Source organism: Frateuria sp. GZRe14, from assembly GCF_051900395.1.
GTDB lineage: Bacteria > Pseudomonadota > Gammaproteobacteria > Xanthomonadales > Rhodanobacteraceae > Frateuria_A > Frateuria_A edaphi.
On record NZ_JBHZGJ010000001.1, the window covers coordinates 730,596 to 757,001 of the forward strand.

A 26,406-nucleotide genomic window follows, 5' to 3' on the forward strand; every position below is an offset into this window, starting at 1 on the left:
AGTGGTGGGTTTCAGGCGCCGGTCAGCCGGCGCGTTGTCGCTCGCTCGAGCTGGGGATGCGCAGAGCCTCGCGGTACTTGGCCACGGTGCGACGCGCGACCTGGATGCCCTTGCGGTTGAGCTCCTCGGCCAGGGCCTGGTCGGACAAGGGCTTGCGTGTGTCCTCGCCGTCGATGAGCTTCTTGATCATCGCCTGGATGGCCGTGGCCGAAGCGCCGCCGCCATCTTCGGTGGAGACGCCACTGGAGAAGAAGTACTTCAGTTCGAAAGTGCCGCGCGGCGTGTGGATGTACTTGCGCGTGGTCACGCGCGAGATGGTCGATTCGTGCATGCCGACCTCTTCAGCGACTTCGCGCAGGACCAGCGGGTGCATCGCTTCCGGGCCGTAGTCGAGGAAGGCGCTCTGGCGGCGCACGATCGCATCGGCAACCTTCAGCAACGTTTCGGCGCGCGACTCCAGGCTCTTGATCAGCCAGCGCGCCTCCTGCAATTGGCCGCGCATCCAGCTGGCGTCCTCGCCGCGCGCCTGCGCGATCAGGCTGCAGTAGTGCTGGTTGAGGCCCAGCCGCGGCTGGCAGTCGGGATTGAGGCTGACCTTCCAGCGGTTGCCTTCCTTGTAGGCGTAGACGTCCGGCGCCACGTACTCGACCGGCGTCGCGTCCAGCGCGGCGCCGGGACGCGGGTCCAGGCTGCGGATCAGCAGCGCCGCGGCTGCGACGTCTTCCTCGCTCGCGCGCAGCTTGCGCGCGAGCTTGGCGACGTCGTTGCGTGCGAGCAGTTCGAGCTCGCCGGCGACGATCTGCAGAGCGAGCCCGCGATGCGGCGTATCGGCATCGAACTGCTCCAGCTGCACGCGCAGGCAGTCGCGCAGGTCCAGGCTGGCGATCCCGGTGGGATCGAAACGCTGCAACTGGCGACGCACCGTCTCGATTTCATCGATCGTCGCGTCGAGGTCCGCCGGCAGCGCGGCGAGCACGCCTTCGATGCCTTCGGCAAGGTAGCCGTCGGCGTTGAGCGCATCGATGATGACCGTCGCGATCAGCCGCTGGCGCGTGTTGAACGGCGAGAGGTTCAACTGCCACAGCAGGTGTTCCTGCAAGGTCTCGGGCGCGGCGTTCTGCGGTTCGAAATCCTCATCGCCGCGGCTGCCGGAGGGCGCGCTGCTGCCGAGCGAGAAATCGATCGGCGCCTCGGCTGGCGTGTCGGTTTCGCCCCAGTCCGCGACGTCGTCCGCGTTGTGGTCGACGGTCGGCGCTTCGGCCGGGGCGGCGGAGAAACTCTCTTCCTCGGTTTCGCCCGGCGCCGATTCCTCCTCGAACTCCAGCAGCGGGTTGCCCTCGGCGATCTGGCGCAGTTCCGCTTCCAGCTCCAGCTGCGACAGCTGCAACAGCCGGATCGCCTGCTGCAACTGCGGCGTCAGGGTGAGCTGTTGGTTGAGTCGGAACTGGAGCCCGGGTTTCATGCCAGCCGTTGCGGAGAGACTTGCGGTCATCCTACCCCGGTGGGTGTGACGCGACCATAGCGATGGCAGGCTTCGACGGGCCGTGCGTCACATCACCGCTTCAGAGCTTGAATTCGCGTCCCAGGTAGACCTCGCGCACCTTTTCGTCGGCGAGGATGTGCGCCGGCGTGCCGCGCGAGAGCACCTCGCCGTCGTTCAGGATGTAGGCGCGATCGCAGATGCCCAGCGTCTCGCGCACGTTGTGGTCGGTGATCAGGACGCCGATGCCGCGTTCCTTCAGGTGCCGCACGATGCGCTGGATCTCGCCCACCGAAATCGGGTCGACGCCGGCGAACGGCTCGTCCAGCAACATGTAGCGCGGCTGCGCGGCCAGCGCGCGGGCGATTTCGACGCGGCGGCGCTCGCCACCGGAGAGGCTGATGCCTTTCTGGCCGGCGATATGGGCGATCTTGAGCTCGTCCATCAGCCCTTCGAGCTGTTCGTTGCGCTGGCGGGCGGTGAGGCCCTCGCGCAGCTCCAGCACGGCCATGATGTTGTCGGCCACCGACAGCCGGCGGAATACCGAGGCTTCCTGCGGCAGGTAACCGATGCCCAGTCGTGCGCGCGAGTGCATGGGCAGGCCGGTGATGTCCTGGCGGTCCAGCCGGATGGTGCCGCCGTCGGCTTCGACCAGGCCCACCACCATGTAGAAGCAGGTGGTCTTGCCGGCGCCGTTGGGGCCGAGCAGGCCGACCACTTCACCCTGGCGGATCGAAAAACCGAAATCGCGCACGACCTGGCGCGAGCGGTAGCGTTTCTGCAGGCCTTCGGCAGCGAGCATCGGTCAGGGCTGCCCGCTGCTGGTGGCGGGCGCGGGTGCACTGGTGGCCGGTGCCGGTGCCGGTGCCGGCGCCGCGGCAGGCGCGGCGGTTCCCGACTTGGGCTGGGGCTTGAAGATCATGTGCACGCGACCGTCGCCGCCGCTGTCGCCGGTCATTTCGCTGGTCTGCGTGTTGTACGTGAGTCGATCGCCGTGCGCCTCGCCGCGGCCCTGCTGGGTGATCGAGGCATGGCCCTGCAGCACGGCGTAGTCCTTGGCCACCTTGTAGTCGATGGTGGCCGCGTCGCCCTGCATCAGGTTGCCGTTGTCGTCCAGCTGCTGGAGGTGCGCAGGGCTGCCGGTCAGCACCACGCTGTCGATCTCGGCGTTGGCGTCGAAGTGCACCTTGGCCAGGTCGCCGGTGGCTTTCAGCGAGCCCTGGGTGATCACCACGTTGCCCTTGAGCGTGGTGGTGCTGTTGGGCTTGCGGAAGCCATCGAAGTGCGAGGCCTGCACGTCCATCGGCTGGTCGCGGTCGGTGCGCTTGGCCTGCACCGGTGCCAGCACCGTCAGGCCCAGCAGGACCAACGCCGCGCTAGCGCGCATGCTGGCGGGGCGGGAACGTGGCATGGACGTCATCGAGCAGCTCCAGGTGTTTGTCGTTGAGGTCGGCACGCATGCCGACGCCGTGGATTCTAGTGCCGCCCTGCACCAGCTGCGCCGGGGCGGCGGTCTCGAGGCGGTTCTGCTTGGGCCAGGCGGTGACTTCGGCGGTGTCGATCGTGGTCCTTGGCGTATCGTCGAACGCCGCACGTTCCAGATGCACCGGGCCCTGCAGTTTGAGCAGGCTCCCTTCGTTGTTGACCCAGCCGTACAGCGAGTGGCCGAGCCAGTCGGGCACGGCCGGCTGATTGGAAGGCAGGCGGAACTCGGGGGCGTTGATATAAAGCGACTCGTCGCCCTCGCGCCGCTCCAGCTGCGGCGCCTGGATCAGGAAACTGGGCAGGCCGTCGGTGCCGTACTGGGTCAGCTTGAAGTCGGTCAGCGTGTAGCCCGAGCGCGGCGGACCGACGAACTCGTTGACCTTCGGTGGCGGTCCGATCCACCACAACAGCAGTTGGGCCGTGCCGGCCAGCAGCGCGACCACGACGATGGCCGCCGCGAGGCGACGGTCGCGCAACCACTCCCTCACCGCCAGCGCTCCTTCTCGTTGCCGGCCTTGCCCTGGGCATGCAGGATCAGGTCGCAGACCTCGCGCGCGCCACCCTGTCCACCGGCGCGGCTGGTGGTCCACTGCGCCTGCTCGATCACCCACGGGTGGGCGTTGGCCACGGCCACGGCGAGTCCGGCGATGCGCATGGCGGGCAGGTCGGGAAGGTCGTCGCCGACGAAAGCGACCTGCTCGGGCGCGAGCTTCAGCGCGTCGAGCAATTCCAGCAGGCAGACGCGCTTGTCGCCCTGGCCCTGGTAGACGTGGGCGATGCCCAGCTCCTCGGCGCGCAGTGCCACCGGATGGCTGATCCGCGCGCTGATGATCGCCACCTGCACGCCATGCACCTGCAGGCGCTTCAGGCCCAGGCCGTCCTGCACGAAGAACACCTTGGTCTCGCGACCATCCTCGCCGTAGTACAGCCGCCCATCGGTCAGCGTGCCGTCCACGTCGAAGACCGCAAGCCGGATACCGGCGGCGCGGGCGATGAGGTCAGGAGGAAGGTTGGTGAGGTAGGAAGAAGTGGGCACGGTTCGGAACTGTGGTGGGTAACGTCAAAAGGGACCTTGCCTGATTTGTCCGGTTTGTCTGGACGAATCAGACGACCCTTGCGCGAAGCAGGTCGTGGATATTCAGCGCGCCGACCACGTGCTGCTGCTCGTCCACCACCAGCAACGCATGGATCTGATGCTTCTCCATCAGCTGCGCCGCTTCGATGGCGAGCTTGTCGGAGGTGATCGTCTTCGGGCCGCGTGTCATCAGCGCCTGGACGCTCGCGCCGCGAAGGTTCACGTCTTCGTCGTCGAGCGCGCGTCGCAGGTCGCCGTCGGTGAACACGCCGAGCAGGCGGCGCTCGGCGTCGACTACTGCAGTCATGCCCAGATGCTTGCGGGTCATTTCCATCAGCGCCTCGGTGAGGCTCGCATCCGGTGCGATCATCGGGACGCCTTCGCCGGTGTGCATGATGTCGCTGATGTGCAGCAGCAGGCGGCGGCCGAGACTGCCGGCCGGATGCGAGCGGGCGAAATCCTCGGCGGTGAAACCGCGCGCCTCGAGCAGCGCGATCGCCAGTGCATCACCCATCACCAGCGCCGCGGTGGTACTGGCGGTGGGGGCCAGGCCAAGCGGGCAGGCTTCGCTGGAAATACTGGCGTCGAGGTGTACGTCCGCCTGGTGTGCAAGCGAAGACTTCGGGTTGCCGGTCATGGCGATCAGCGGGATGCCCTGGCGCTTGATCACCGGCAGGATGAACAGGAGTTCATCGGTCTCGCCGGAATTGGACAGTGCCAGCACGACGTCGTCGGGCTGGATCATCCCCAGGTCGCCGTGACTGGCCTCGCCCGGATGTACGAAGAACGAGGGCGTACCGGTGGAGGCCAGGGTGGCGGCGATCTTGCGCCCGATGTGGCCGGACTTGCCCATGCCAGTGACCACCAGGCGCCCGCGGCAGGCCAGGATCAGCCGGCAGGCCTCCACGAAGCTGGCGTCCACCCGCGGTTCGAGCGCGCGGATCGCGGCCGCCTCGGTGGCGATGACCATGCGCCCGCTGCGGGCGATGGCGTCCGGGTCCAGCTTGGCGACGGGCGGGGCGATGCGTGCGTTCATGGGGTCTCTGCTGGGGTGGCCGGCGGCCTTCGGCATTTCTGTGCCACGGGATTTCCATTACCATGGCATATCCGCATTTTAGCGTCATATGGCCGCGCACTGGATTCATCAAGCCTGGTGAATCCGCGCCCCGCGCGCCGACGATGGACCCCTCCGATGGACCCTGCCCGCATCCAGGCACTGATCGAAACCGGCCTGCCCGGCGCGAATGCGCAGGTGAGCGGTGACGACGGCGTGCATTTCGAAGCCACCGTGGTGGCCAGCCAGTTCGCCGGCAAGCTGCCGCTGGCGCGCCACCGCATGGTTTACGCCACGCTGGGCGAGCTGATGGGCGGCGCGATCCATGCGCTGGCGCTGAAGACGTTGACTCCCGAGGAAGCCGCGGCGCGCCGCTAAAGGCAGCGCTTCGCTTCGCTCACTCCAAGCTAAGGACCCTCATGGCCAAGATCCTGATCAGCGGTGGCGAGCCGCTCCATGGCGAAGTCGCCATTTCCGGCGCGAAGAACGCCGTGTTGCCGATCCTCGCCGCCTGCCTGCTGGCGGACGGCCCGGTGACGATCTCCAACGTGCCCCACCTGCACGACGTGACCACCTTCATCGAGCTGCTCGGCCGCATGGGCGTCAACCTGGTGCTCGACGACCGCATGAAGATGCACGTCGACCCGCGCACCATCGAAAGCCACATCGCGCCGTACGACCTGGTGCGCACAATGCGCGCCTCGATCCTGGTGCTGGGCCCGCTGGTGGCACGCTTCGGCGAGGCGGAAGTCTCGCTGCCCGGCGGTTGCGCGATCGGCTCGCGTCCGGTCGACCAGCACATCCGCGGGCTGCAGGCGCTGGGCGCCGAAGTGACCGTGGAAAACGGCTACATCCGCGCCCGCGCCAAACGCCTCAAGGGCGCGCGCATCGCGATGGACATGGTGACCGTCACCGGCACCGAGAACATCCTGATGGCCGCCACGCTGGCCGACGGCACCACGATCATCGAGAACGCCGCGCAGGAACCGGAGGTGGTTGACCTCGCCAACTGTCTGGTGGCGATGGGCGCGCGCATCGAGGGCATCGGCACCGCGACCCTGGTGATCCATGGCGTCGAGCGCCTCGAGGGCGCCGAGTACGAAGTGCTGCCCGACCGCATCGAGACCGGCACCTTCCTGGTCGGCGCTGCAATGACCGGCGGCAAGGTGCGCGCCCGCGGCGCCAGGGCCGGCACGATGGACGCGGTGCTGGCCAAGCTGGAGGAGGCCGGCGCGCACATCTGCACCGGTCCGGACTGGATCGAACTGGACATGGGCGGCCGCCGCCCGAAGGCGGTCAACATCGTCACCGCCCCGTACCCGGCATTCCCGACCGACATGCAGGCGCAGTTCACTGCGCTCAACTGCGTGGCCGAGGGCGTGGGCGTGATCACCGAGACGGTGTTCGAGAACCGGTTCATGCACGCGCAGGAGCTCAAGCGCCTGGGTGCGGACATCCGGCTGGAAGGCAACACCGCGATCATCCAGGGCGTGGATCACATGAGCGGTGCGCCGATCATGGCGACCGATCTGCGCGCCTCCGCCTGCCTGGTGCTGGCAGGGCTGGTGGCGCATGGCGATACGACGGTCGACCGCGTGTACCACATCGATCGCGGGTACGAGAACATCGAGGAGAAGCTCGGCGTACTCGGCGCGAAGATCCGCCGTTTGCCGAGCTGAGTTCCCGTTTCAGGCCACCAGCCGGGCAAGCGGCACGATTTGGGGGTGGGCTGGCGCCTACCTGCGAAGGGCCATGGCTCCCGACCCCTCCAACCCTGGCACGTAGGGAGCTGTGCGTGGCGCGCACACAAGCCCGCACTCTCCCTGGCCTCGGCGCCCGAGCATCCGCGGTAAAGCGGCGGCAGTTCCTCCACCTCATCGGTTCGGCAAACCAATTTCTTTCGAGCGCCGCCAGGCGACTGAAAGCCCGCCGCGGAAGCCAAGCTGCGGGAGAAACCTGCAAGAGCGACCGCGCTGGCGCTCCCGCGCCCAGCTCCGCGAACCCGGTCCCTCTCTCCGGCGAGGGAAGCGAGCGCTACCGGAAACTCACCAGCTCCATCGTCAGGTTGCCGCCATCCTTCTGCGACAGCTTTACCGGCAACGGGTACCGCCCCGGCGCATACCAGGCGCTGAAGCCGCGGTCGGCGTCCGTGCGATCCACCCGCACGGCGTCGAAACTGCCGGCCGGCACGGTCACCTTCTCCTTGCCGGTGACCTTGAACCGCTGCGTCTGGACTTCCTGCTTCACCGCCACCGGCAGCGCGATCTGCTTCTGTCCGTCGCGCAGCGCCAGGCCGATCGCCAGCGCGGTGGTGTTGCGCTCGACCATGCCGGGCTGCGTCGGATAGGTGATCGCACCCTTGCCTTCGTCCACCGTGACCTGGCGCTTGCCCCAGTCCACCGTGACGTGGCGTTGCTTGGACTTGATCGCCGCATCGAGGCGGTAGTCGTAGCTCAGCGCCTCGGGCACGTCGCCCTTCCAGCGGAAATGCGAAACCTCGTCCAGGTTCGCGCCCAGCAGGGCGGCCAGGCCGGAGGTGCCGCGCAGGTGCTTGCTGTAGGCCCATTGCCCGTTGCCAAGCGGCTTGAGGCTCACGGTGGCGTCGCCCATCGGCGAGCCGTCGCGCAGCACGCGGTAGGTGGCGGTGAAGGCCTTGGGCGGGGCGGCGAGGGCGAGTCCGCTGGCGCTGGCCAGCAGCAGGGCGCCGGCGAGGCGCAGGAGGTGGCGGAAAGTCATGTGGCCCAGTGTGCCCGCCGCTCGCTGAACATCGGATTCAGGCCGGCGCGAGCCCGCGTTCGGTAAGCCGCAGCGGCACGGTGAGTGGCGCGCCGTCCAGCGAGGGGCCATCGTCGCGCCAGGCCAGGCGGCCTTCGGCGATCAACCTCACTACCGCCGGCAACAGACGGTGTTCCAGCGGCAGCAGGCGTTGCGCGAGGCGGTGTTCGTCTTCGTTCGACTCGATCCGCAACACCGCCTGCGCCACCACCGGGCCGCCATCGAGTTCGGCGGTGACGAAATGCACGCTGGCGCCATGTTCCAGGTCGCCGGCTTCCAGCGCACGCCGGTGCGTGTGCAGGCCGCGGTATCTGGGCAGCAGCGAAGGATGGATGTTGAGCATGCGGCCGGCCCAGGGCGCGATCGCCTCGCCATCGAGGATGCGCATGAAACCCGCCAGCACGACCAGCTCGGCACCGCTGGCGGCGAGCCGGCCGAAGAGGTCCAGGTCGAATGCGCGGCGATCCGGATAAGCCTTCGGGTCGAGCACCAGCGTGGGGATGCCCGCGTCTTCGGCCAGCCGCAAAGCGCCGGCGCTGGACTTGTCGCTCGCCACCAGCACGAACTCGGCGGCCAGCTCACCGCGCTCGCGCGCGGCGAGCAAGGCGGCGAGGTTGCTGCCGCGTCCGGAGGCGAGGACGGCGATGCGGAGAGGATGGGGCATGTCTGTCTCTGCCGTTCGCCGTAGGCGTCGAACCGCGGCCGGTCGGACCGCTTTTCGACTTCGACGCTGCGCGCCTGCGCTCGGGGCGAACGGTTTTCCTGTTTCAGCCGATGTGGACGCGCTCGTCGCCCTGCGCCTTCACGACCTCGCCGATCACGCGGCTGGCCAAGCCATGCTTCGCCAGCAGCGAGGCCGCGCCATCGACCGCATCGCGCGGGAGGATCACCGTGAAGCCCACGCCGCAGTTGAACGTGCGCCACATCTCCTCGCGCGCCACCTTGCCTTCGCGCATCAGCCAGTCGAACACCGGCGGCAGCACGATCGCGTTCGCGTCGAGCGCCAGGCCCAGGCCGTCGGGCACCACGCGGATGATGTTCTCCTTCAAGCCGCCGCCGGTGATGTGCGCCATGCCGTGCACCGGCTGGCTTTTCAGCAGTTCCAGCATCGGCTTGACGTAGATCGTGGTCGGCGCCATCAGCGCGTCGGCGAGCTTCACGCCACCGAGATCGAGCTCGAGCCCGCCGTTGTCGGGCGTGGCACCCGCGCGCTCGACGATCTTGCGGACCAGCGAATAGCCGTTCGAATGCGGGCCCGAGGACGCCACGCCGAGGATCACGTCCCCGGCCGCGATCGCCTCGCCCGAGAGCAGTTGCGACTTCTCGACCGCGCCGACCGTAAAACCGGCCAGGTCGTATTCGCCCGGCGGATACATGTCCGGCATCTCGGCCGTCTCGCCACCGATCAGTGCGCAGCCGGCGAGCTCGCAGCCCCTGGCGATGCCGCCCACCACCGCGACGGTGGTCTCGACGTCCAGCTTGCCCGTGGCGAAGTAGTCCAGGAAGAACAGCGGCTCGGCACCCTGCACCAGCACGTCGTTGACGCACATGCCGACCAGGTCGATGCCGATGGTGTCATGGCGGCCCAGCTGCTGGGCGAGCTTGAGCTTGGTGCCCACGCCGTCGGTGCCGGAGACGAGCACTGGTTCCTTGTAGCGGCCGGCCAGGTCGAACAGGCCGCCGAAACCGCCCAGCCCGCCCATCACCTCGGGACGGAAGGTGCGCTTGACCAGCGGCTTGATGCGTTCGACCACGGCATTGCCCGCGTCGATATCGACGCCGGCGGCGCGGTAGGTGAGGGCGTCGGACATGGCGGGAGGAGGCCTGGAGGAAAGCGCGCAATTCTACCAGCACGCTCCCGCGGGCGCGGTTCGTCCTCGGTGCGAAAGTCGCGGGCGGTGGAAAAGGCTGGCTTCGCGGTCTTGCGCCAGGCCGCGCCGATGGACGCTGCGGGCGGGATTGGGCAGACTCCCGTGTTATCCGAGCTTCCACGGACGAGCCTTGCCGATGCGCCTGCCACGCCTGCTTTTCGCCCTCCTCCTGCTGGGTTTCCTCGCGCCGGCGGCGTGGGCGCAGGTGCCAGCACCCGTGCCGGTCTCGCCGTACGCGGTGGTGGTGCCGGTCACCGACACCAGCGAGGCGCAGCGTGACACGGCCTTCGCCACTGCGCTCGCGCAGGTGCTCGAACGCGTCGCCGGCGGTCAGGACCTGCGCAGCAAGCCCGGCTACGACGACGCGCTGAAGGGCGCGCCGGGGCTGGTGCAGCAGTTCCAGTACCAGCGCGCGGGCAGCGGCATCGTGCTGCAGGTGAACTTCGACCCCGGCGCCGTGCGCCGGCTGATCACGCAGATCGGCGTGCCGGCCGCAGGCGTGAAGCCGCCCGTGCTGGTGCTGGTGCATGGCAGCGACGGCAGCCTGCTCGGTCAGGATGCGCTGGGAGCGCTGGCGCAGGCCGCCGCGGCGCGCGGCTACCAGCTGGCCTATCCGGACCCGTCGCACGTGCCCGATGCGTCGGCCGTGGCGAACGCCGACCCGACCGCGCTGGCGATGATCACCCAGCGCTACCACACCGGCCTGATCCTGGTCGGCAACCTGAAGGGTGGCAGCGCGGACTGGACCCTGGTGGCCGGTGGCAAGCCGCTGCCGTGGGCCGGCCAGGGGGTCAGCGCCGACGCGCTGCTCACCGACGGCGGCAACGGCATGGCCGATCGCCTGGGCAAGCAGCTCAACGTGATCGGCGCGGGCATCAGCAGCGGCAAGCTGTGGGTAAGCAAGGTCGACTCGGCGCAGGCCTACGCCAACCTGCTGGCGATGCTGCGCGCCGATCCGTCGGTGCGCGAGGTGAACACGCTCGCCGCCGACAACGACGGCTTCCTGCTGGGCATCAAGGCAAGCATGCCGCCGGCCGTGCTGGCCGCCAGTTTGGCCGCGGGCGGGCGGGTGATCCAGGGCACGCCGCACGCAGGGGCGGACGCCAGCCTGCAATGGCTGCATTGAAACAACGCCCCTTGCAGGAGTCCGCTTTCGGACGATGCCCTTTCCGTACATCGAGAAGAGCATCGCCCGCGAGCGGATTCCCACTGTGGGAGGAAACGCCGTGCATCGCTTGAACGAGGCCCCTCCGTGACCCACGACATTTCCCGCCGCTGGCAACTGCTCGCGATCGTGCTGGCGATCGGCTTCCTGATATGGCTGCTGGCACCGGTGCTGATGCCTTTCGCGGTGGCCGGCATGCTGGCCTACCTCGGCGACCCGCTGGCCGACCGGCTCGAACGGCTGGGCATGAATCGCACCTGGGCGGTCAGCATCGTGTTCTTCGTGTTGATCCTGCTGCTGGTGGGCGCGCTGCTGCTGCTGGTGCCGCTGATTTCCGACCAGATCGAGAATCTCGTCCACAACCTGCCGGGCTACGTGGACTGGGTCCAGAACACCGCGCTGCCGTGGCTGCAACGCAAACTCAGCCTCGATCCGGATGCGTTCGACACCAGCCGGCTGATGGCGGCGATCCGCGCGCACATCGGCTCGATCGGCGCAGTGGCGACCACCGTGCTCGGTACCGTCTCGCGCTCCAGTCTCGGGGCGGTGATGTGGCTGACCAACGTGGTGTTGGTCCCGGTGGTCGCGTTCTACCTGTTGCGCGACTGGGATCGGTTGATCGCCTACATCGACAGCGTGCTGCCGCGTTCGGTGCAGCCGACCGTGGCGCACCTGGCACGCGAATCGGATGCGGTGCTGGGTGCTTTCGTGCGCGGCCAGCTGCTGGTGATGCTGGGGCTGGGCGTTTTCTACGGGGGGGCGTTGACCCTGGTCGGCCTGTCGGTCGGCCCGCTGATCGGCATGGTCGCCGGCCTGCTCAGCTTCGTGCCCTACCTCGGCTTCATGGTCGGCTTCGGCGCGGCGATCGTCGCCGCGCTGGTGCAGTACGGCGACTGGGCCCACCCGTTGATGGTCTGCGGCGTGTTCATCGTCGGCCAGCTGCTGGAAGGCTACGTGCTCGTGCCCAAGCTGGTCGGCGACAAGATCGGCCTGCATCCGGTGGCGGTGATCTTTGCCGTCCTTGCCGGCGGCTACCTGTTCGGCTTCCTCGGCGTGTTGCTGGCGCTGCCGGCCGCCTCGGTGATCATGGTGCTGTTGCGCTACCTGCTCGAGCGCTACCGCATGAGCGAGCTGTACAGGCAGGCAGGTCCCGACGATCCGGTGATCGCCGAGGTCGACGTCACGGTGAGCGGCCCAGGCGGTACGGACGAGGGCGCGGCCACGGTACCCGTGCGCCGCGGGCCTGCGGACGACGGCGCGCCATGATCCCGCAACTTCCGCTCGCCTTGCGCTGGCCGCGGCGGCAGCGTTTCGAGCACTTCCACGCTGGCGCCAACGCCGCCGCGGTGGCAGCAGTCCAGAGGGTGGCCGAAACGCCGGGGGCGCCCTGGGTTTATCTGCACGGCCCGGCCGGCAGCGGACGCAGCCATCTGTTGGTGGCCGCCTGTCACGCCGCCAGTGCGGCGGGCCGGCGCGTGCAATACCTGCCGCTCTCGGCGATGCATGAACACATCGGCGCACTGCGCGGAGTGGGCAGCAGCGAACTGCTGGCCATCGACGATCTCGGTGTGCTCGCCGGCGAGCGCGCCGCCGAACACGCGTTGTTCGACCTGTACAACCAGGTGCGCGCAGAGGGTGGGGCGATGCTGTTTGCCGCCGATGCACCACCGGCGCAATTGGGCATCGACCTGCCGGACCTTCGCTCGCGCCTGGGCGCGTGCACGCAGTTCGCGCTCAAGGCACTCGACGACGCCGAGCGTCGCGCAGTGCTCCGCGAGCAGGCCGCCGCGCGCGGCATCGGCCTGGACGAGGCCGTGTTGGACTGGCTGTTCACTCGCTACGCACGTGACCTGACCGCGCTGCTGGACCTCCTGGACCGGCTCGACCAGGCCTCGCTCGCCGCCAAGCGGCGCATCACCGTGCCGTTCCTGCGCGAATTCCTGCGCGAAGACCGCGGGCACGCGTAGTCGGCACTGCGGCCCGCACGGTGACGTAAGCCCGCCATGCAGGGCCAAGGCGGGCGCGCCCGTTTGTGACGGGCGAGGTCTAGATCCGGTGGTGCTCGGCTCGCATGCCTTCCGCGATCAACTCGCGAACGCTGACCACCCTTGCGTCCGAGCTTCGAGTCACCTTCGGGTCCGAGCTGTTGCTTGCGGGTCTCGCCGCCCTTGTGGCCGCCCTTCTGACCAGCTTGGCACCGTCATGCCGCCCCGGCGTGATAACTGTCGACGGCCTGATTGCATTGATTCTGCCGCTTTGGCGAGCTCATTTCGGATACTCCTCACATGACCCGCGGGCATGCCCTTCAATGCGGGCGCTGTTCGCTTTGGCGTGCTTCGACCTCGCGGCCGCGGTTGATCAGTTCGCGCACGCGCAGGCCTCCCTTGCGGCCCGCCTCGCGCACGCTGAGCTTGCCGCGCGTGGCGTCGACCGGGTCCTGGGCGGGGCGGTGGGTCTTGCTGCTGGCTTGACTCTCTGGGGACGGTTGCCGGCTCATGGTTATCTCCGTTGATATCCGATCGTCGTTGGCAGGACGCTGCTGGTTTTTCCGGCACCCGGAAAGAACGGCAGGTCCGGCGGTCAGAAGCTTCGGCCATCGGCACGCGGCACGATGGCGACGGACGCTTCCCCGCCCGCAGGGGCTCGCGATGCGTCGAGGGCCCTTCGGACGAACAGGGGCGTTGCAATGCGGATGCCAGCGCGCAGTGCGCCGCCTACCGGCAACCCTTGCATTCGCGCGGCTGGAAAAAGCGCTCCGGCTGGAAAGATCTACAGCAACGCCCGGCTGCCGCGAAGGCAGGCGAGGGCTCGCTTGCGTGCCCTGTAGGAGCGACCCGCGCAGGACTGCCGGCGCCCGGCAGCATGCGGTGCGCCCTTGCAGGGCGATGTTTGCGCGCGCAAAAAAAAGAGCGCCACGTGGGCGCCCTTTTGTCCAGCGGCGATGCGTGCTCAGGCCTTGAGCAGTACCGGCGTCGCCTGTGCACCGATGGCGTCGGTCATCGCCTTGGCGATGTTGAGGTTGCCGGCGATCAGGTTGCCGCTGGCGGGCATGCCGTCGCGTCCGGCGAAATCGCCGTAGCGACCGCCCGCCTCGTGCACGAGCAGCACGCCGGCGGCCATGTCCCAGGGCTTGAGGCCGATCTCGAAATAGCCGTCGTAGCGTGCGGCCGCGGTATAGGCCAGGTCCAGCGCGGCGGAGCCGGAACGGCGGATGTCTTCGGCCTGGCCGAGCAGGGCGCGGGTCATGGCCAGTTGCGCATCAAGGTGTTCGCGCTGGCGGTAGGGGAAGCCGGTGGCGATCATCGCGCCGCCCAGGTTCTCGCGCTTGCCTACGCGGATGCGCCGGTCGTTGAGGAAGGCGCCATCGCCCTTGCTGGCCGTGAACAACTCGTCGCGCAGCGGATCGAACACCACCCCGTAGACCGGCACGCCCTTCTCGAGCAGCGCGATCGAGACGGAAAAATGCGGGATGCCGCGCAGGTAGTTGTGCGTGCCGTCGAGCGGATCGATCACCCAGGTGTGCTGGCTCTTGCCGGTGGCGCCGCTTTCCTCGGCGAGGATGGCGTGATCCGGGTAGGCGCGCCGCAGTTCCTTGACGATCTCGGCCTCAGCCAGGCGATCGACTTCCGAAGCGAAGTCCATGCGCTGCTTCTCGACCACGTGCAGGCCATCGATGCGGTTCATGTAGCGCAGGATCACGTTGCCTGCGGCGCGCGCGGCACGTGCCGCGATGGTGACGGCGGGTCTTGGCATGGCTTCGGCTTTGGGAAAAGAGCGGAAATGCGGCCGGCGATTCTAGCAGAGCCGGCGTGGCGGTGCCCCGGGGCGGCTATCCTTGGCGACCCCGCCTGACTTTTTCGCCGCCATGACCGACCACGCCGATCTCGCCCGCCTGTTCCGTTTCGTGCTGGTACGCACCTCGCACCCGGGCAATATCGGCAGCGCGGCGCGGGCGATCCGCACGATGGGCTTCGCCCGGCTGGACCTGGTGTCGCCGGCCGAGTTTCCCAGCCGCGAGGCAGACGCGCTGGCGGCCAATGCGGTGCAGGTGCTGGCCGAGGCGGGCGTGCACGATGCGCTGGTCGACGGCCTGGCGGGCGTGACTTTCGCGCTGGGCCTGTCGGCACGCCGGCGCGGCGTGAACCTGCCGGAGCTGACCCCGCGCGAGGGCGCCGCGCAGGCACTCGCGGCCGCGGCCCGCGGCGAACAGGTGGCGCTGGTCTTCGGCAACGAGCGCACGGGGCTGGAGAACGAGGAACTGGCGCGCTGCCACGCGATGGTGCGCATCCCCAGCGTGGAGGACTACAGCTCGCTCAACCTGGCTCAGGCAGTGCAGGTGATGGCCTATGAGCAGCGCCTGGCGATGCTGGGCGCCACGCCGGTGGCCGCGCCGCCGGAACACGACGAGCCGCCAGCCGACGCGGCGCGGATGGAGCGCTTCTTCGAACATCTGGGACAGACCCTGGACGACATCGAGTTCCACAAGGGACGCGAACCGACCACGATCATGTTGCGCCTGCGTCGGTTGTTCCAGCGCGCGCAACCGGACGAGCGCGAGTTGCGCATCCTGCACGGCGTGCTGGCCGATGCGCAGCGCATGGCCTCGCTCGCCAAGCGCTCGTAGGAGCGCACCGGTCCGCTCCTACAGGGAAATCACGGCGCGACCGGCTCCAGCTCCTCCACGTACACCAGCTCGCAGGCGCCGTCGCCGGTGTCCTCGCGCGTGAGCGAACTGCGCCAGTGCCAGCCGTCCGGCCGGCTGGCGTCGACCAGGAAACCCTCCAGGTGCACCAGCTCGCCCGGGCGGACGTGCTTCATCGCGTAGCGCACGCCATCGTCGGCCGGGATGAGGTGCATGTTGGTCGCGGACGTTTCGATCTCGCGGCGCGGGATCGGGAACTCCCGCACGTGCCAGTAGAAGAACCGGCTGGACTGGCTGATATCGATCCCGGCCAGCACCGCGCTGTCGGACATCCGTCCCCAACCCAGCGCCAGGTCCGTCGGGGCGAGCGAGGCGCCGGCGTCCCAGCGGTAATCCTCGCGGGAGAGCACGCGCGCGGTCAGTGCGATGTGGGCGCGTGTGCGCAACGTGGTCTCGCCCTGCCGGAGCAGGGTGCCATCATCCAGGTCGACCTGCTCGGGCGCCTGCGCGGCCAGCACCCCCGGCGGTGGGTGCAGCGGACGCTGCTGCCACCAGCCGAGCGCGCCCCAGCCCAGCAGTACGGCCAATCCCAGCCACCCCAGTCGCCGCATCGGTATCCCCTCTTTGGAAGCGCTCAGGCGCGCTTGCGCCGCGTGTTTTTGACGGGCTCGGCCAGTTCCGGTTTGAGCAGTTCGGCCGGCAGGTCGCGCACCACTTCGGCAAAACGCTTGAGGAAGGGTCCGAGCGAAGAACTCTTGCGCCAGACCAGCGCGATGCGGCGGCTGGGCGCGTGGCCGGCGAATTCCAGCAACTTCACGTTCTCGGTGCGCGCCACCGGCGGCTTGATCGCCAGCGTCGGCAGCAGGGTGATGCCCACGTTCGCGGCCACCATCTGCCGCAGCGTTTCCAGGCTGGTGGCGCGGAAGCCTACCTTCTCGCCGGCGCCGGCCAGCTGGCACAGCTCCAGTGCCTGGTCGCGCAGGCAGTGGCCGTCCTCCAGCAGCAGCAGGCTCTCGTCCTCCAGGTCCGCCAGCTTCAGGCGCGCCTTGCGATGGGCCAGCGGATGGTCGTCGGGTACCGCCAGCACGAACGGTTCCTCGAACAGGAACTCCGTGTGCAGGCTTTCCTCGTGGATCGGAAGGGCGAGGATGCCCACGTCCAGCGAACCCTCCCGCAACATGCGGATGACTTGTTCGGTCTTCTCCTCGATCAGCAGCAGTTCCAGCCGCGGAAAGCGCTGGCGCACCGCCGGCACCAGGTGCGGCAGCAGGTAGGGTCCCAGCGTGGGGAATACGCCCAGGCGCAGCCTGCCTGCCTCCGGGTCGCGCGTGCGCTGGGCGATCGCGCGGATCTCGTCGACCTCGGCCAGCACGCCGCGGGCGCGGCGGGCGATCTCGCGGCCGGTCTCGGTGAGCAGCACCTTGCGCGGCGTGCGCTCGACCAGTGCGACGCCGAGCTCGTCCTCCAGCTTCTTGATCTGCGTGGAGAGGGTCGGCTGGCTGACGAAGCTCGCCTCCGCGGCGCGCCCGAAATGGCGGTGCTCGGCCAGCGACACCAGGTAGGCGAGGTCGCGCAGGTTCATGGCTTGATCCGATAGGTCATGCCTATGAGTGTGATGGCAACAATCAATTTGAACAATGCCCGGGCGGTGCGTAACCTTGCCCTCATGACGCGCCATCCACGGCGCCCATGATGCTCTCACCGATCGCTCTAACCCTCAGTACTTCAAGGAGAAGCTCCATGCTCACCATCGGCGACAAGTTCCCCCAGTTCAGCGTCCCGGCCACCGTCTCGATCGAGAACCTGGAGAAGGCGTTCAGCACGATCGACAACAACACCTACAAGGGCAAGTGGCTGTGCGTGTTCTTCTACCCGAAGGACTTCACCTTCGTCTGCCCGACCGAGATCAAGGGCTTTTCCGACGTCAACCAGCAGTTCGCCGACCGTGACTGCCAGGTGCTGGCCGCCAGCACCGATTCGGAGTTCGTGCACCTGGCGTGGCGCAAGGACCACAAGGACCTGCGCGACCTCAAGTTCCCGATGCTCGCCGACATCAAGAAGGACCTCAGCAATGCGCTGGGCATCCTGACCGCCGACGGCGTGGCGCAGCGTGCGACTTTCCTGGTCGATCCGGACGGCATCATCCGCTTCGTCTACGTGACCGACGGCTCGGTCGGCCGCAACCCGCAGGAAGTGCTGCGCGTGCTCGACGCGCTGCAGACCGACGAGCTGTGCCCGTGCAACTGGCACCAGGGCGAAGACACCCTCAAGGTCGCCTGATCGCCTCTCGCTTGCAGTAACCGCGCGTCCGGATCCCTCCCCCTCCCCCACGGACGCGCGGACTCCCCAGCCGGCGGCGAAGCCCGCTTCGCCGCCGGTCTTTTTTTGACTTCAAGAAGGTGTCCCCATGAGTCTTGCCGACCTCAAGAGCCAGCTCCCCGACTACGCCAAGGACCTGCGCCTGAACCTCGATTCGGTGCTGAGCGAGGGCGGTGCGCCGGGGCTGACCCAGAAACAGATCATGGTGGTCGCGCTCGCCGCGGCGATCGCCTCGCGCTACAAGCCGCTGACCCAGGCGGTGGCCGAGGAAGCCGCGCAGCACGCCAGTGCCGAGGAGCTCAACGGCGCCCGCGTGGCCGCGTCCATCATGGGCATGAACACGATCTACTACCGCTTCGTGCACCTGGTCAGCGAGCCCGAATACGGCACGCTGCGCGCGGGGCTGCGCATGAACGCGATGATGAATCCCGGCGGCACCAAGATCGACTTCGAGCTGGCCTCGCTCGCCGTGGCCGCGGTCAACGGCTGCGGCATGTGCGTGGACTCGCACGAGAAGACCCTGCGCAAGCACGGGCTGTCGGCGCAGCCGATCCAGAGCGCGATCCGCATCGCGGCGGTGGTGCACGCCGTGGCCGTGGCGCTTGAGCAGGCCGACGTCGCCGGCTGAGCCACCACCACGGAGGAACGGCGAAGCCCGGCCAGCGATGGCCGGGCTTTGTTTTGGGCGCGCTGCCGACCGGGTCGACGCTTTCACGTCGCGTCGAACCCCGGCCATGCCTTTTGGCACTGTGTCACAAGTCATGCCCGGCCTAGCTTCGGGAGCTTGCCTTCACAGTCCCTGGGGAAAACCACCATGCGTCGACTCGTCAAACCGCTCGTGCTCACCGCGATGGCCGCCTGTTGCGGCGCCGCCTTCGCCGCCACCGCCGACCAGGTGCCGCACGGCAAGCTGCCGCGCTGGGCCGTGCCCGAATCCTATGCGCTGTCCTTCAAGGTCGATCCGCGCCAGCAGGATTTCTCCGGCACCACGCGCATCAAGGTCGAGCTCAAGCAGGCCTCCGACCACGTCTGGTTGCATGGCAATGCACTGAAGGTCTCCAAGGTCAGCGTGACCGACGCCGCCGGCAAGGTGCATGCGGCCAAGTACGTCGAGGCGGCGCCGAAGGAAGGCGTTGTCCGCGTCGACTTCGGCGATACGCTCAAGCCGCAGGAGCTGACCCTGAGCTTCGAGTACACCGCGCCGCTCAACCAGCAGCTGCAGGGCCTCTACAAGGTCAGCCACGAGGGCGTGCCCTATGCGATGACGCAGATGGAGCCCATCAGCGCACGCTATGCCTTCCCCGGTTTCGACGAGCCCGACTTCAAGACCCCGTTCGACATCAGCCTGACCATCCCCAACGACGAGAAGGCGGTTGCCAACACCAAGCAGATCAAGGAAGTCCCGGCCGGAAGCGGCTGGAAGACGCTGACCTTCTCCACCACCAAGCCGCTGCCGACCTACCTGGTCGCCTTCGGTGTCGGTCCGTGGGACATCGTCGCCGGCCCGGACATCTCGCCGGACGCCTATCGCGCCACTCCGCTGCAGCTGCGCGGCATCGCCGCCAAGGGCGAGGGCCACCGCATGCAGCACGTGCTCTCGGAGACGCCAAGCATCATCCACACGCTGGAGGACTACTACGGCTTCGGCTACCCGTGGGACAAGCTCGACCTGCTCGCCGCGCCGGACTTCGCCGCCGGCGCGATGGAGAACGCCGGGTTGGTGACTTTCCGCGACTGGCTGCTGCTGCTCGATCCGGACTCCCCGGCGCAGTACGTGCGCGGCTCGTTCAACGTCAACGCGCACGAGCTGGCCCACCAGTGGACCGGCGACACCGTCACCACCGACTGGTGGAACGACATCTGGCTCAACGAGGCTTTCGCCACCTGGATGCAGCAGAAGGTGACGATGAAGGTCCATCCGCAGTACCGCGCGGACCTCGACCGCGTGCGCGGCGCCCAGTACGCGATGGACAACGACAGCCTGGTCACCGCGCGCAAGATCCGCCAGCCGATCACCGGCAACGGCGACATCGAAACCGCGTTCGACTCGATCACCTACCAGAAGGGCGCCAGCGTGCTCGGCATGTTCGAGGGCTACGTCGGCGAGAAGACCTTCCAGCAAGGCATGCGTCAGTACATCCAGGACCACAAGTTCGGCAACGCCACGGCGGACGACCTGGTCGACTCGATCGCCAAGGCGGCCGACAAGGGCGAGGACTTCAAGCAGGCCTTCAAGAGCTTCCTCAACCAGCCCGGCGTGCCCTACGTGCAGACCCAGCTGATGCAGAAGGACGGCCAGACCGTGCTCAAGCTCAGCCAGAGCCGCTACCTGCCGGTCGGCAGCAAGGGCAACGCCAGCCACGTGTGGGGCGTGCCGGTGTGCGTGCGCTACGGCACCGCCGACGGCAGCAAGGTCAACTGCGAGTTGCTGGAGACGGCCACCGGCACGATCGCGCTGCCGGGCGCCAGCGCCAACCCGTGGGTGATGCCCAATGCCAATGCCAGCGGCTATTACCGCTTCGGCATGGACAAGGCCGACCTGGCGCGGCTGGGCGACCAGGTCAGCCACCTGACCGACGGCGAGCAGCTCGCCTATGCCGACGCGGCCGACGCCAGCTTCCACCACGGCGACATCAACGCCGGCGACCTGCTGGCCGCGCTCAAGCCGCTCACTGCCTCGCGCGTGCGCGCCGTGGCGACCGCGCCGATCGCCAGCTTCGAATGGATCAACCGCTACCTGGCCGGGACCGATGCGCAGCGCAACGCCCTCCACGCCTGGGCCACGTCCGCCTACCTGCCGCGCATGGAACTGCTGGGCTACCACCGCAAGCCCGGCGAGGCGGACGATGATTCCCTGCTGCGCAGCACGCTGGCCGGTTTCCTGGCGCTGGACGTGAAGCTGCCGAAGGTGCGTGCCGAACTGCTCAAGCAGGGAGAGGCAGCGCTCAAGCGCAAGGCCGACGGCCGCCTCAGCCTCGATGCGGCCGATCCGGACCTGCTCGACGCCGCGCTCGCGGTGGCGGTGCAGGAGCACGGCAAGAGCGCGGTCGATGCGCTGATCGCCGAACTGCCCAAGACCTCCGATCCCGCCCAGCGCAATGCCATGCTGGCCGGCCTGAGCGCGGTCGAGGATCCGGCATTGGCCGAACAGGTACGCAACTTCGCGCTGGACAAGCAGGTCAAGGTCGGCGAGATGGCCGCCCTGCTGCGCGGCAGCCGCGAGACCCGTGCCCAGCGCGACGCCATGTGGAAGTGGGCGGTCGCCAACTACGACCGCATCGTCGAGCGCACCGGCAGCTTCGCCGGCGGCCGCCTGCCGGGCCTGATGGGTGGTGGCGGTTGCTCGCAGGAGGAAGCGAACCGCCTGCAGGCATTCTTCAAGACCCGCGCCAAGGACGTCACCGGCGCCGAGCGTGGCCTGGCGCAGACGACCGAGGACACCTTGTTGTGCACCGCGCTGAAGGCCAAGCAGGATCCGCAGGCGATCCTGCACTGAGGCGGCGATCCAAGCTGAAACAGAACGCCGGGCCGTGACGCCCGGCGTTTTTTTTGAGCCCTTGCTCACTCCAGCCCTTTGAGCGGAGGGAGAGGGAGCCATCGGGTGCGTCGTCTCACTCCTGCAAGGGCGCCGACTCGCCTGGGCCTTGCACGTTCCCCCTAAACTGTCCCGCGCCCGCCGGGCGACAGGGAGACCAGGCATGCGTGCTCGATCAGGATGGTTGTTGCTCATGGGTCTGCTGGTGGCCGTACCGGCCGCCGCGCAGCAGGTGCCGCCTCCACTGCGCGACTGGCAGGACTGGGTGCTGCACGAGGTGCCGGCGCATGCCTGCCCGCGGTTGGCGCACATGCCCGGCGAGGGCGAGGCCTGGCAATGCGCCTGGCCGGGACGACTGGCGCTGGTGGCCGGCGCGAGCGGGGGGCAGTTCACCCTCGAAGCACATGCCGATGCACCGGCGTGGATCGCCCTGCCGGGCGATGCGCGCCACTGGCCGGAACAGGTACGGCTGGACGGCCAGCCGGCCGTGGTGCTGGAGCGCGACAACCAGCCGATGGTGCGAGTACCACCCGGGGACCACCGTCTGCAGGGACTGTTGCCCTGGTCGGCACGGCCGGCGCGCCTGCAGGTGCCGGCGTCGATCGGCCTGGTCGATCTCACCCTGGACGGCAAGCCGGTCGCACGCCTGCAGCGCGATGGCGACCAGCTGACCCTGGGCGAGGCGGCCGCGGCCCAGCGCGTGGCCGACGCGTTGTCGCTGCGCGTCGATCGCCGACTTGCCGTCGGGCTACCGCCGACACTGGAAACCCGCCTGAGCTTCGACGTCACCGGCAGCGCCCGCGAACTGATACTCGGGCCGGCGCTGCCAGAAGGGTTCGTCGCCACCGCGCTGGACGGAGAGCTGCCTGCGCGCTTGGAGAGCGACGGCCGACTGCGCGTGCAACTGAAGCCCGGTCGCTGGACGGTTACCCTCGATGCCCGCGCCAGCGCGCCACTCGCGCGTGTCGCGACCAGCCTGCCGCCCGCGCCATGGCCCCGGCAGGAGATCTGGAGCTACGCCGACGATCCCGACCTGCGCGGCAGCCATGCCGAAGGCCAGGCCACCGACGCGGCGCAGGCCGGCGCCCCGGACGACTGGCGCGAGCTTCCCGCCTTCGTGATGGACGGCCAGGCCACGCTCACCGTGCAGCCGGGCGAGCGCGGAGCAGGGCGGCACGATCGCCTGCGCCTGTCGCGCCGCCTGTGGCTGGACTTCGACGGCAAGGGCCTGGCCGTGGACGATCAGTTGCAAGGCGAACTGCATCGCCAGCGACTGGAAGTCGGCGCGCCCTGGCAACTGCAGCGCGCCGAGCAGGATGGCGAGCCGCTTCTGGTCAGCCGTGGCAAGGACGGCCGCGGCGGCGTGGAGGTTCGCAGCGAACAGCTCAATCTGGGCGCCGGGTTGCGGGTGCCCGCGAGCGGTGCCTTGCCGGTGACCGGCTGGAACGTCCCGCTGGAGCGCATCGACGCCACACTGCAACTGCCGCCGGGCTATCGCCTGCTCGGCGCGCCCGGCGCGGACAGTTCGCCCGATTCATGGGTGGCCCGATGGAGCCTGCTGGACGTGTTCGGCGTGGCGCTGATCGCCCTGCTGGCAGGGCGCCTGCTGGGCTGGCCATGGGCCCTGCTGGCGGCCGGCTTCCTTGCGCTGGCGCAGCACGAACCGGGCGCGCCGCGCTGGACGCTGGCGTTGCTGCTGGCGCTGGTGTTGCTGTTGCGCGCGCTGCCGGAAGGGCGCCTGCGGCGAGTCGCCAACGTCGCCGCCCTGGCCTCGTTCGTGCTCGCGACGCTGTGGACGCTGCCGTTCGTGGCGACGCAGCTTCAATACGCGCTGCATCCGCAGCTGGAGCCGCAGGCCCCCCGCATCGAATTTGAGGCGGGAAGACTGGAGCCGGGTTACAACGTCGCGCCTCCGGAACTGGCTGCTCCGCCAGCGCCTTCCGCGGCGGCGCCACAGGTGTCGGAGGCGATGCAATCGCTGGGCGCCGTGTCGGTCAGCGCCGCAAAGCTATCCACGCTGGATGCAGCGACGGACAACCGCAGCCTGGTCCAGGCGGGGCCCGGGATGCCGACCTGGCGCCTGGGCAGCAATTACCGGCTCGGCTGGTCCGGTCCGGTCACGCCGCAGCAGACCCTGCGCCTGGTGATCGCGCCCGCATGGCTGGTGAGCCTGCTGCGCGTGCTTATGGTGGCTCTGTTGGCCACGTTGCTTGCGCGCGTGCTGCCCTCGCTGCTGGCGCCTTGGCGCGGGCGCTGGCAAGGCGGGCGTGGCGCGGCATCGGCCGCGTTGTTGGCGCTGGCATTGCTGCCCTGGCACGCCCACGCCCAAACGCTTCCGAGCCAGCCTCTGCTTGATCAACTTCGCCAACGCCTGGTCGAGGCCCCGGCCTGCTCGCCCGCGTGCGCGAACCTGCCGCAGGCGCGCGCTGTACTGGCCGCCGACGCGCTGGAACTCACCCTGCAGGCACACGCAGGCGCCGCGGTCGCGTTGCCGCTGCCGGCCACGACGCTGCCGCTGGTCGCGGTGACGGTCGACGGGCGCCCGGCCGTGCTGGCGCGTCGCGACGACGACCAGCTCTGGCTGCGGCTGGATCCAGGCGTGCACGATCTGGCCTTGCGCTACCGGCTCGACGGCATCGACAGCGCGCGGCTGCGCTTCGCCCTGGCGCCGCAGCGCGTCACGCTGCAGATGGACGGCTGGACGGCCGACGGATTGGATACCGATCATCTGCTTGGCGACAGCCTGGCCTTCGACCGCCAGCGGGTCGCCGCCGGGGGCACGGTCGGGGCACCCGCGCAGGACTTTCCGCCCTACGTGCGGCTGACCCGCCATCTCGTGCTCGGCAACGAGTGGACGGTGCAGAACGAGGTCGAGCGCATCGCGCCGCAGGCCGGCGGCTTCAGCATCGCCCTGCCGCTCCTTCCGGGCGAGCACCCGCTGGATACCGACGCGCCGGTGCGCGGCGGGCGCATCCAGCTCGCCTTCAACGCAGGCACGGACAGCGTCGAATGGACCAGCCGCCTGGACCGCGCGGCCCGACTGCAGCTGACCGCGCCGGCGCTGGCCGAACGCGCCGAAGTGTGGGAGATCGATGCCGCACCGATATGGCATGTCGACGCCAGTGGCGTGCCGGCGAGCGGCGGCGACGTGCCGCGCTTCCAGCCGCTGCCTGGCGAGCGACTCACGCTGGTACTCAGCCAACCGGCCGCCGTCGCGGGAGGCACCCTGGCGTTCGACCGGGCGGAATCGAGCAGCACCATTGGCGAGCGGGCCACCGAGACCACCCTGCAATTGCAGGCGCGCAGCACCCGTGGTGGCGAGCACGCGCTGGGCCTGCCGGCGGGTGCCGAGTTGTTGCAAGCCAGCCGCGACGGCGAGCGCCTGCCGCTCGCCGTGCGCAACGGCGCGCTGTCGCTGCCCTTGCTGCCGGGCACGCACCGTTACGAGCTGCGGCTGCGCGAATCGGTCGGCACGGCCATGCGCACCCGCTCGCCGGCCATCGCCTTGCACGCACCGGCGGCCAACCTCGATACCTTCCTGCAACTGCCGCAGGACCGTTGGGTGCTGTGGACCTGGGGCCCGGGCGCCGGCCCCGCGGTGTTGTACTGGGCGCAGCTGATCGTGCTGCTGGCCGCAGCCTGGCTGCTCTCGCGTTACGCGCCCACGCCGCTGCGCTTCCGCCACTGGCTGCTGCTGGGCCTGGGTTTCTCCGCCTTCGCCTGGAGCGCGTACACGGTGGTGGTGGCCTGGCTGATTCTGCTCGGCCTGCGCGCGCGCGCCGCGGTCGCCTCCTGGCGCGCCGGCCCGTTCGATCTGATGCAGGTGGGCCTGGCGCTGCTCACCGCGCTTGCGCTCGGCGTGCTGGTGGCCGCGGTGCCGGGCGGCCTGCTGGGACAGCCGGACATGCACGTCGCCGGCATGGGTTCCAGCGCGCTGCAACTGCACTGGTTCGCCGATCGCACCACCGACGCGCTGCCGCGGGCGGGCGTGCTCAGCCTGCCGTTGTGGACCTACAAGCTGGCCATGCTGGCCTGGGCGCTGTGGCTGGCCAATGCGCTGATCGGCTGGCTGCGTTGGGGCTTCGACGCCTGGTCCCGCGGCGGCTACTGGCGTCGCGACAAGCCAAAACCCGCCATGCCGCCGCAACTGCCCACCGCGGAGGTGCCGCCGGATGCCTGAAGTGCGCCAACTGCTGGCCGAAGCCACCACACGCCTGGGCGACCGCGCCGAGGCAGCCATCCTGCTCGCGCACGCGCTGGGCAAACCGCGCAGCTGGCTGCTTGCGCATGCCGACGATCCGGCCGACACGGCGGGTGCCGCGGCCTTCGCCGAACTTGTGGAACGTCGCGCCGCCGGTGAACCGGTGGCCTATCTCACCGGCCACCGCGGTTTCTGGACGCTGGACCTGGAAGTGACGCCCGCCACGCTGATCCCGCGACCGGAGACCGAGTTGCTGGTCGAACTGGCGCTGGCGAAGCTCCCGCGGGAGGGAGCGCCGCGCGTCGCCGACCTGGGCACCGGCAGCGGCGCCATCGCCCTGGCGATCGCACGCGAGTGTCCGCACACGCGCGTGCTCGCCACCGACGCCAGCGCCGCCGCATTGGCGGTGGCGCGACGCAACGCCGAAGCCAACCGCATCCGCAATGTCGGCTTTGCCCAAGGCGACTGGTTCGCCGCGCTTGGCGACGAGCGGTTCGATCTGATCGTGTCCAACCCGCCCTACATCGCGGCGGACGATCCCCACCTGGAGCGGGGCGACCTGCGTTTCGAGCCGGGTAGCGCGCTGGCCTCGGGAAGCGACGGCCTGGACGACATCCGGCGCATCGTGGCTGGCGCCCGCTCGCACCTGGCGGGTGACGGATGGCTGTTGTTCGAGCACGGCTGGGACCAGGGCACGGCCGTGCGCGGGCTGCTCGATGCGGCAGGCTATCGTGACGTGTTCACGGCGCAGGATCTGGAGCAGCGTGATCGGGTGAGCGGCGGCAGTTTGGATGGTTCCTGACG

General features: G+C 69.1%; 24 protein-coding genes. 11 read left to right on the forward strand and 13 right to left on the reverse strand.

The window, feature by feature from the left end; genetic code table 11:
- Window positions 1-22: 22 nt before the first annotated feature.
- The 6 genes from ACFWZ1_RS03215 to ACFWZ1_RS03240 form a co-directional block, all read right to left on the reverse strand.
- The gene (locus ACFWZ1_RS03215) at window positions 23-1,462 is read right to left on the reverse strand and encodes an RNA polymerase factor sigma-54 (protein ID WP_439665427.1); all 1,440 of its coding nucleotides are present in this window, start codon (window positions 1,460-1,462) and stop codon (window positions 23-25) included.
- A gap of 100 nt (window positions 1,463-1,562) precedes the next feature.
- Window positions 1,563-2,282, reverse strand: a complete 720-nt coding sequence (gene lptB / locus ACFWZ1_RS03220; protein WP_231323604.1) for an LPS export ABC transporter ATP-binding protein — start codon at window positions 2,280-2,282, stop codon at window positions 1,563-1,565.
- 3 nt (window positions 2,283-2,285) lie between these two features.
- Window positions 2,286-2,891, reverse strand: a complete 606-nt coding sequence (gene lptA, locus ACFWZ1_RS03225) for a lipopolysaccharide transport periplasmic protein LptA (protein ID WP_439665428.1) — start codon at window positions 2,889-2,891, stop codon at window positions 2,286-2,288.
- Complete coding sequence (gene lptC / locus ACFWZ1_RS03230) at window positions 2,857-3,459, reverse strand: LPS export ABC transporter periplasmic protein LptC (protein WP_439666862.1); 603 nt, start codon at window positions 3,457-3,459, stop codon at window positions 2,857-2,859. Before lptC ends, lptA begins: the two co-directional genes overlap by 35 nt.
- Window positions 3,450-4,001 carry a KdsC family phosphatase gene (locus tag ACFWZ1_RS03235; protein ID WP_231323608.1) on the reverse strand — a complete coding sequence of 184 codons (552 nt, stop codon included), beginning with the start codon at window positions 3,999-4,001 and terminating at the stop codon, window positions 3,450-3,452. The genes lptC and ACFWZ1_RS03235 overlap by 10 nt, the downstream gene beginning before the upstream one ends.
- A 67-nt stretch (window positions 4,002-4,068) precedes the next feature.
- Window positions 4,069-5,010 (reverse strand): KpsF/GutQ family sugar-phosphate isomerase, encoded by a 942-nt coding sequence (locus ACFWZ1_RS03240; protein ID WP_439666863.1) that lies wholly within the window; start codon window positions 5,008-5,010, stop codon window positions 4,069-4,071.
- A 222-nt stretch (window positions 5,011-5,232) separates the two neighbouring features.
- Between ACFWZ1_RS03240 and ACFWZ1_RS03245 the strand changes: the two genes are divergently transcribed.
- Together ACFWZ1_RS03245 and murA are read left to right on the forward strand one after the other, a co-directional pair.
- Window positions 5,233-5,472 carry a BolA family protein gene (locus ACFWZ1_RS03245; protein ID WP_231323610.1) on the forward strand — a complete coding sequence of 80 codons (240 nt, stop codon included), beginning with the start codon at window positions 5,233-5,235 and terminating at the stop codon, window positions 5,470-5,472.
- Window positions 5,473-5,513: 41 nt separating this feature from the next.
- Window positions 5,514-6,773 (forward strand): UDP-N-acetylglucosamine 1-carboxyvinyltransferase, encoded by a 1,260-nt coding sequence (gene murA, locus ACFWZ1_RS03250; protein ID WP_231323612.1) that lies wholly within the window; start codon window positions 5,514-5,516, stop codon window positions 6,771-6,773.
- A 355-nt stretch (window positions 6,774-7,128) separates the two neighbouring features.
- Here the strand turns inward: murA and ACFWZ1_RS03255 are convergent, their stop codons facing one another.
- The 3 genes from ACFWZ1_RS03255 to purM all read right to left on the reverse strand — a co-directional run bounded on the left by ACFWZ1_RS03255 (window position 7,129) and on the right by purM (window position 9,680).
- A complete protein-coding gene (locus ACFWZ1_RS03255) occupies window positions 7,129-7,830 on the reverse strand; it encodes a DUF3108 domain-containing protein (protein WP_231323614.1) in 702 nt (233 codons plus the stop codon).
- Between the two features lie 37 nt (window positions 7,831-7,867).
- Window positions 7,868-8,533, reverse strand: coding sequence for a phosphoribosylglycinamide formyltransferase (gene purN, locus ACFWZ1_RS03260; protein ID WP_439665429.1), 666 nt, complete (start codon window positions 8,531-8,533; stop codon window positions 7,868-7,870).
- Between the two features lie 103 nt (window positions 8,534-8,636).
- Entirely contained in the window at window positions 8,637-9,680 is a 1,044-nt protein-coding gene (gene purM / locus ACFWZ1_RS03265; protein WP_231323618.1) for a phosphoribosylformylglycinamidine cyclo-ligase, read from the reverse strand.
- A gap of 196 nt (window positions 9,681-9,876) precedes the next feature.
- Here purM and ACFWZ1_RS03270 point away from each other — a divergent pair, with 196 nt between their 5' ends.
- The 3 genes from ACFWZ1_RS03270 (at window position 9,877) to hda (ending at window position 12,872) form a co-directional block, all read left to right on the forward strand.
- The gene (locus tag ACFWZ1_RS03270; RefSeq protein ID WP_439665430.1) at window positions 9,877-10,866 is read left to right on the forward strand and encodes a DUF2066 domain-containing protein; all 990 of its coding nucleotides are present in this window, start codon (window positions 9,877-9,879) and stop codon (window positions 10,864-10,866) included.
- Between the two features lie 126 nt (window positions 10,867-10,992).
- Window positions 10,993-12,171 (forward strand): AI-2E family transporter, encoded by a 1,179-nt coding sequence (locus ACFWZ1_RS03275; protein ID WP_439665431.1) that lies wholly within the window; start codon window positions 10,993-10,995, stop codon window positions 12,169-12,171.
- Complete coding sequence (gene hda / locus ACFWZ1_RS03280) at window positions 12,168-12,872, forward strand: DnaA regulatory inactivator Hda (protein ID WP_439665432.1); 705 nt, start codon at window positions 12,168-12,170, stop codon at window positions 12,870-12,872. Before ACFWZ1_RS03275 ends, hda begins: the two co-directional genes overlap by 4 nt.
- A gap of 338 nt (window positions 12,873-13,210) precedes the next feature.
- Here the strand turns inward: hda and ACFWZ1_RS03285 are convergent, their stop codons facing one another.
- Window positions 13,211-13,402: a hypothetical protein gene (locus ACFWZ1_RS03285; RefSeq protein ID WP_439665433.1), complete on the reverse strand. Its 192-nt coding sequence runs from the start codon at window positions 13,400-13,402 to the stop codon at window positions 13,211-13,213.
- 452 nt (window positions 13,403-13,854) lie between these two features.
- The gene (locus ACFWZ1_RS03290; RefSeq protein ID WP_439665434.1) at window positions 13,855-14,658 is read right to left on the reverse strand and encodes an inositol monophosphatase family protein; all 804 of its coding nucleotides are present in this window, start codon (window positions 14,656-14,658) and stop codon (window positions 13,855-13,857) included.
- A 112-nt stretch (window positions 14,659-14,770) separates the two neighbouring features.
- Here ACFWZ1_RS03290 and ACFWZ1_RS03295 point away from each other — a divergent pair, with 112 nt between their 5' ends.
- Window positions 14,771-15,529 carry an RNA methyltransferase gene (locus ACFWZ1_RS03295; protein ID WP_231323630.1) on the forward strand — a complete coding sequence of 253 codons (759 nt, stop codon included), beginning with the start codon at window positions 14,771-14,773 and terminating at the stop codon, window positions 15,527-15,529.
- 29 nt (window positions 15,530-15,558) lie between these two features.
- On the opposite strand, the gene ACFWZ1_RS03300 is transcribed toward ACFWZ1_RS03295, so the two are convergent.
- Both ACFWZ1_RS03300 and oxyR read right to left on the reverse strand, forming a co-directional pair.
- Entirely contained in the window at window positions 15,559-16,158 is a 600-nt protein-coding gene (locus ACFWZ1_RS03300) for a hypothetical protein (RefSeq protein ID WP_439665435.1), read from the reverse strand.
- A 23-nt stretch (window positions 16,159-16,181) separates the two neighbouring features.
- Window positions 16,182-17,129 carry a DNA-binding transcriptional regulator OxyR gene (gene oxyR / locus ACFWZ1_RS03305; RefSeq protein WP_231323634.1) on the reverse strand — a complete coding sequence of 316 codons (948 nt, stop codon included), beginning with the start codon at window positions 17,127-17,129 and terminating at the stop codon, window positions 16,182-16,184.
- Between the two features lie 158 nt (window positions 17,130-17,287).
- On the opposite strand from oxyR, the gene ACFWZ1_RS03310 reads away from it, so the two are divergent.
- The 5 genes from ACFWZ1_RS03310 to prmC all read left to right on the forward strand — a co-directional run bounded on the left by ACFWZ1_RS03310 (window position 17,288) and on the right by prmC (window position 26,404).
- Window positions 17,288-17,827, forward strand: a complete 540-nt coding sequence (locus tag ACFWZ1_RS03310; RefSeq protein ID WP_231323636.1) for a peroxiredoxin — start codon at window positions 17,288-17,290, stop codon at window positions 17,825-17,827.
- A 127-nt stretch (window positions 17,828-17,954) separates the two neighbouring features.
- A complete protein-coding gene (locus tag ACFWZ1_RS03315) occupies window positions 17,955-18,494 on the forward strand; it encodes a carboxymuconolactone decarboxylase family protein (RefSeq protein WP_231323638.1) in 540 nt (179 codons plus the stop codon).
- A 186-nt stretch (window positions 18,495-18,680) separates the two neighbouring features.
- Window positions 18,681-21,362, forward strand: a complete 2,682-nt coding sequence (locus ACFWZ1_RS03320; protein WP_439665436.1) for a M1 family metallopeptidase — start codon at window positions 18,681-18,683, stop codon at window positions 21,360-21,362.
- A 202-nt stretch (window positions 21,363-21,564) separates the two neighbouring features.
- Window positions 21,565-25,581, forward strand: coding sequence for a hypothetical protein (locus ACFWZ1_RS03325; RefSeq protein ID WP_439665437.1), 4,017 nt, complete (start codon window positions 21,565-21,567; stop codon window positions 25,579-25,581).
- Complete coding sequence (gene prmC / locus ACFWZ1_RS03330) at window positions 25,574-26,404, forward strand: peptide chain release factor N(5)-glutamine methyltransferase (RefSeq protein WP_439665438.1); 831 nt, start codon at window positions 25,574-25,576, stop codon at window positions 26,402-26,404. Before ACFWZ1_RS03325 ends, prmC begins: the two co-directional genes overlap by 8 nt.
- Window positions 26,405-26,406: the final 2 nt, after the last annotated feature.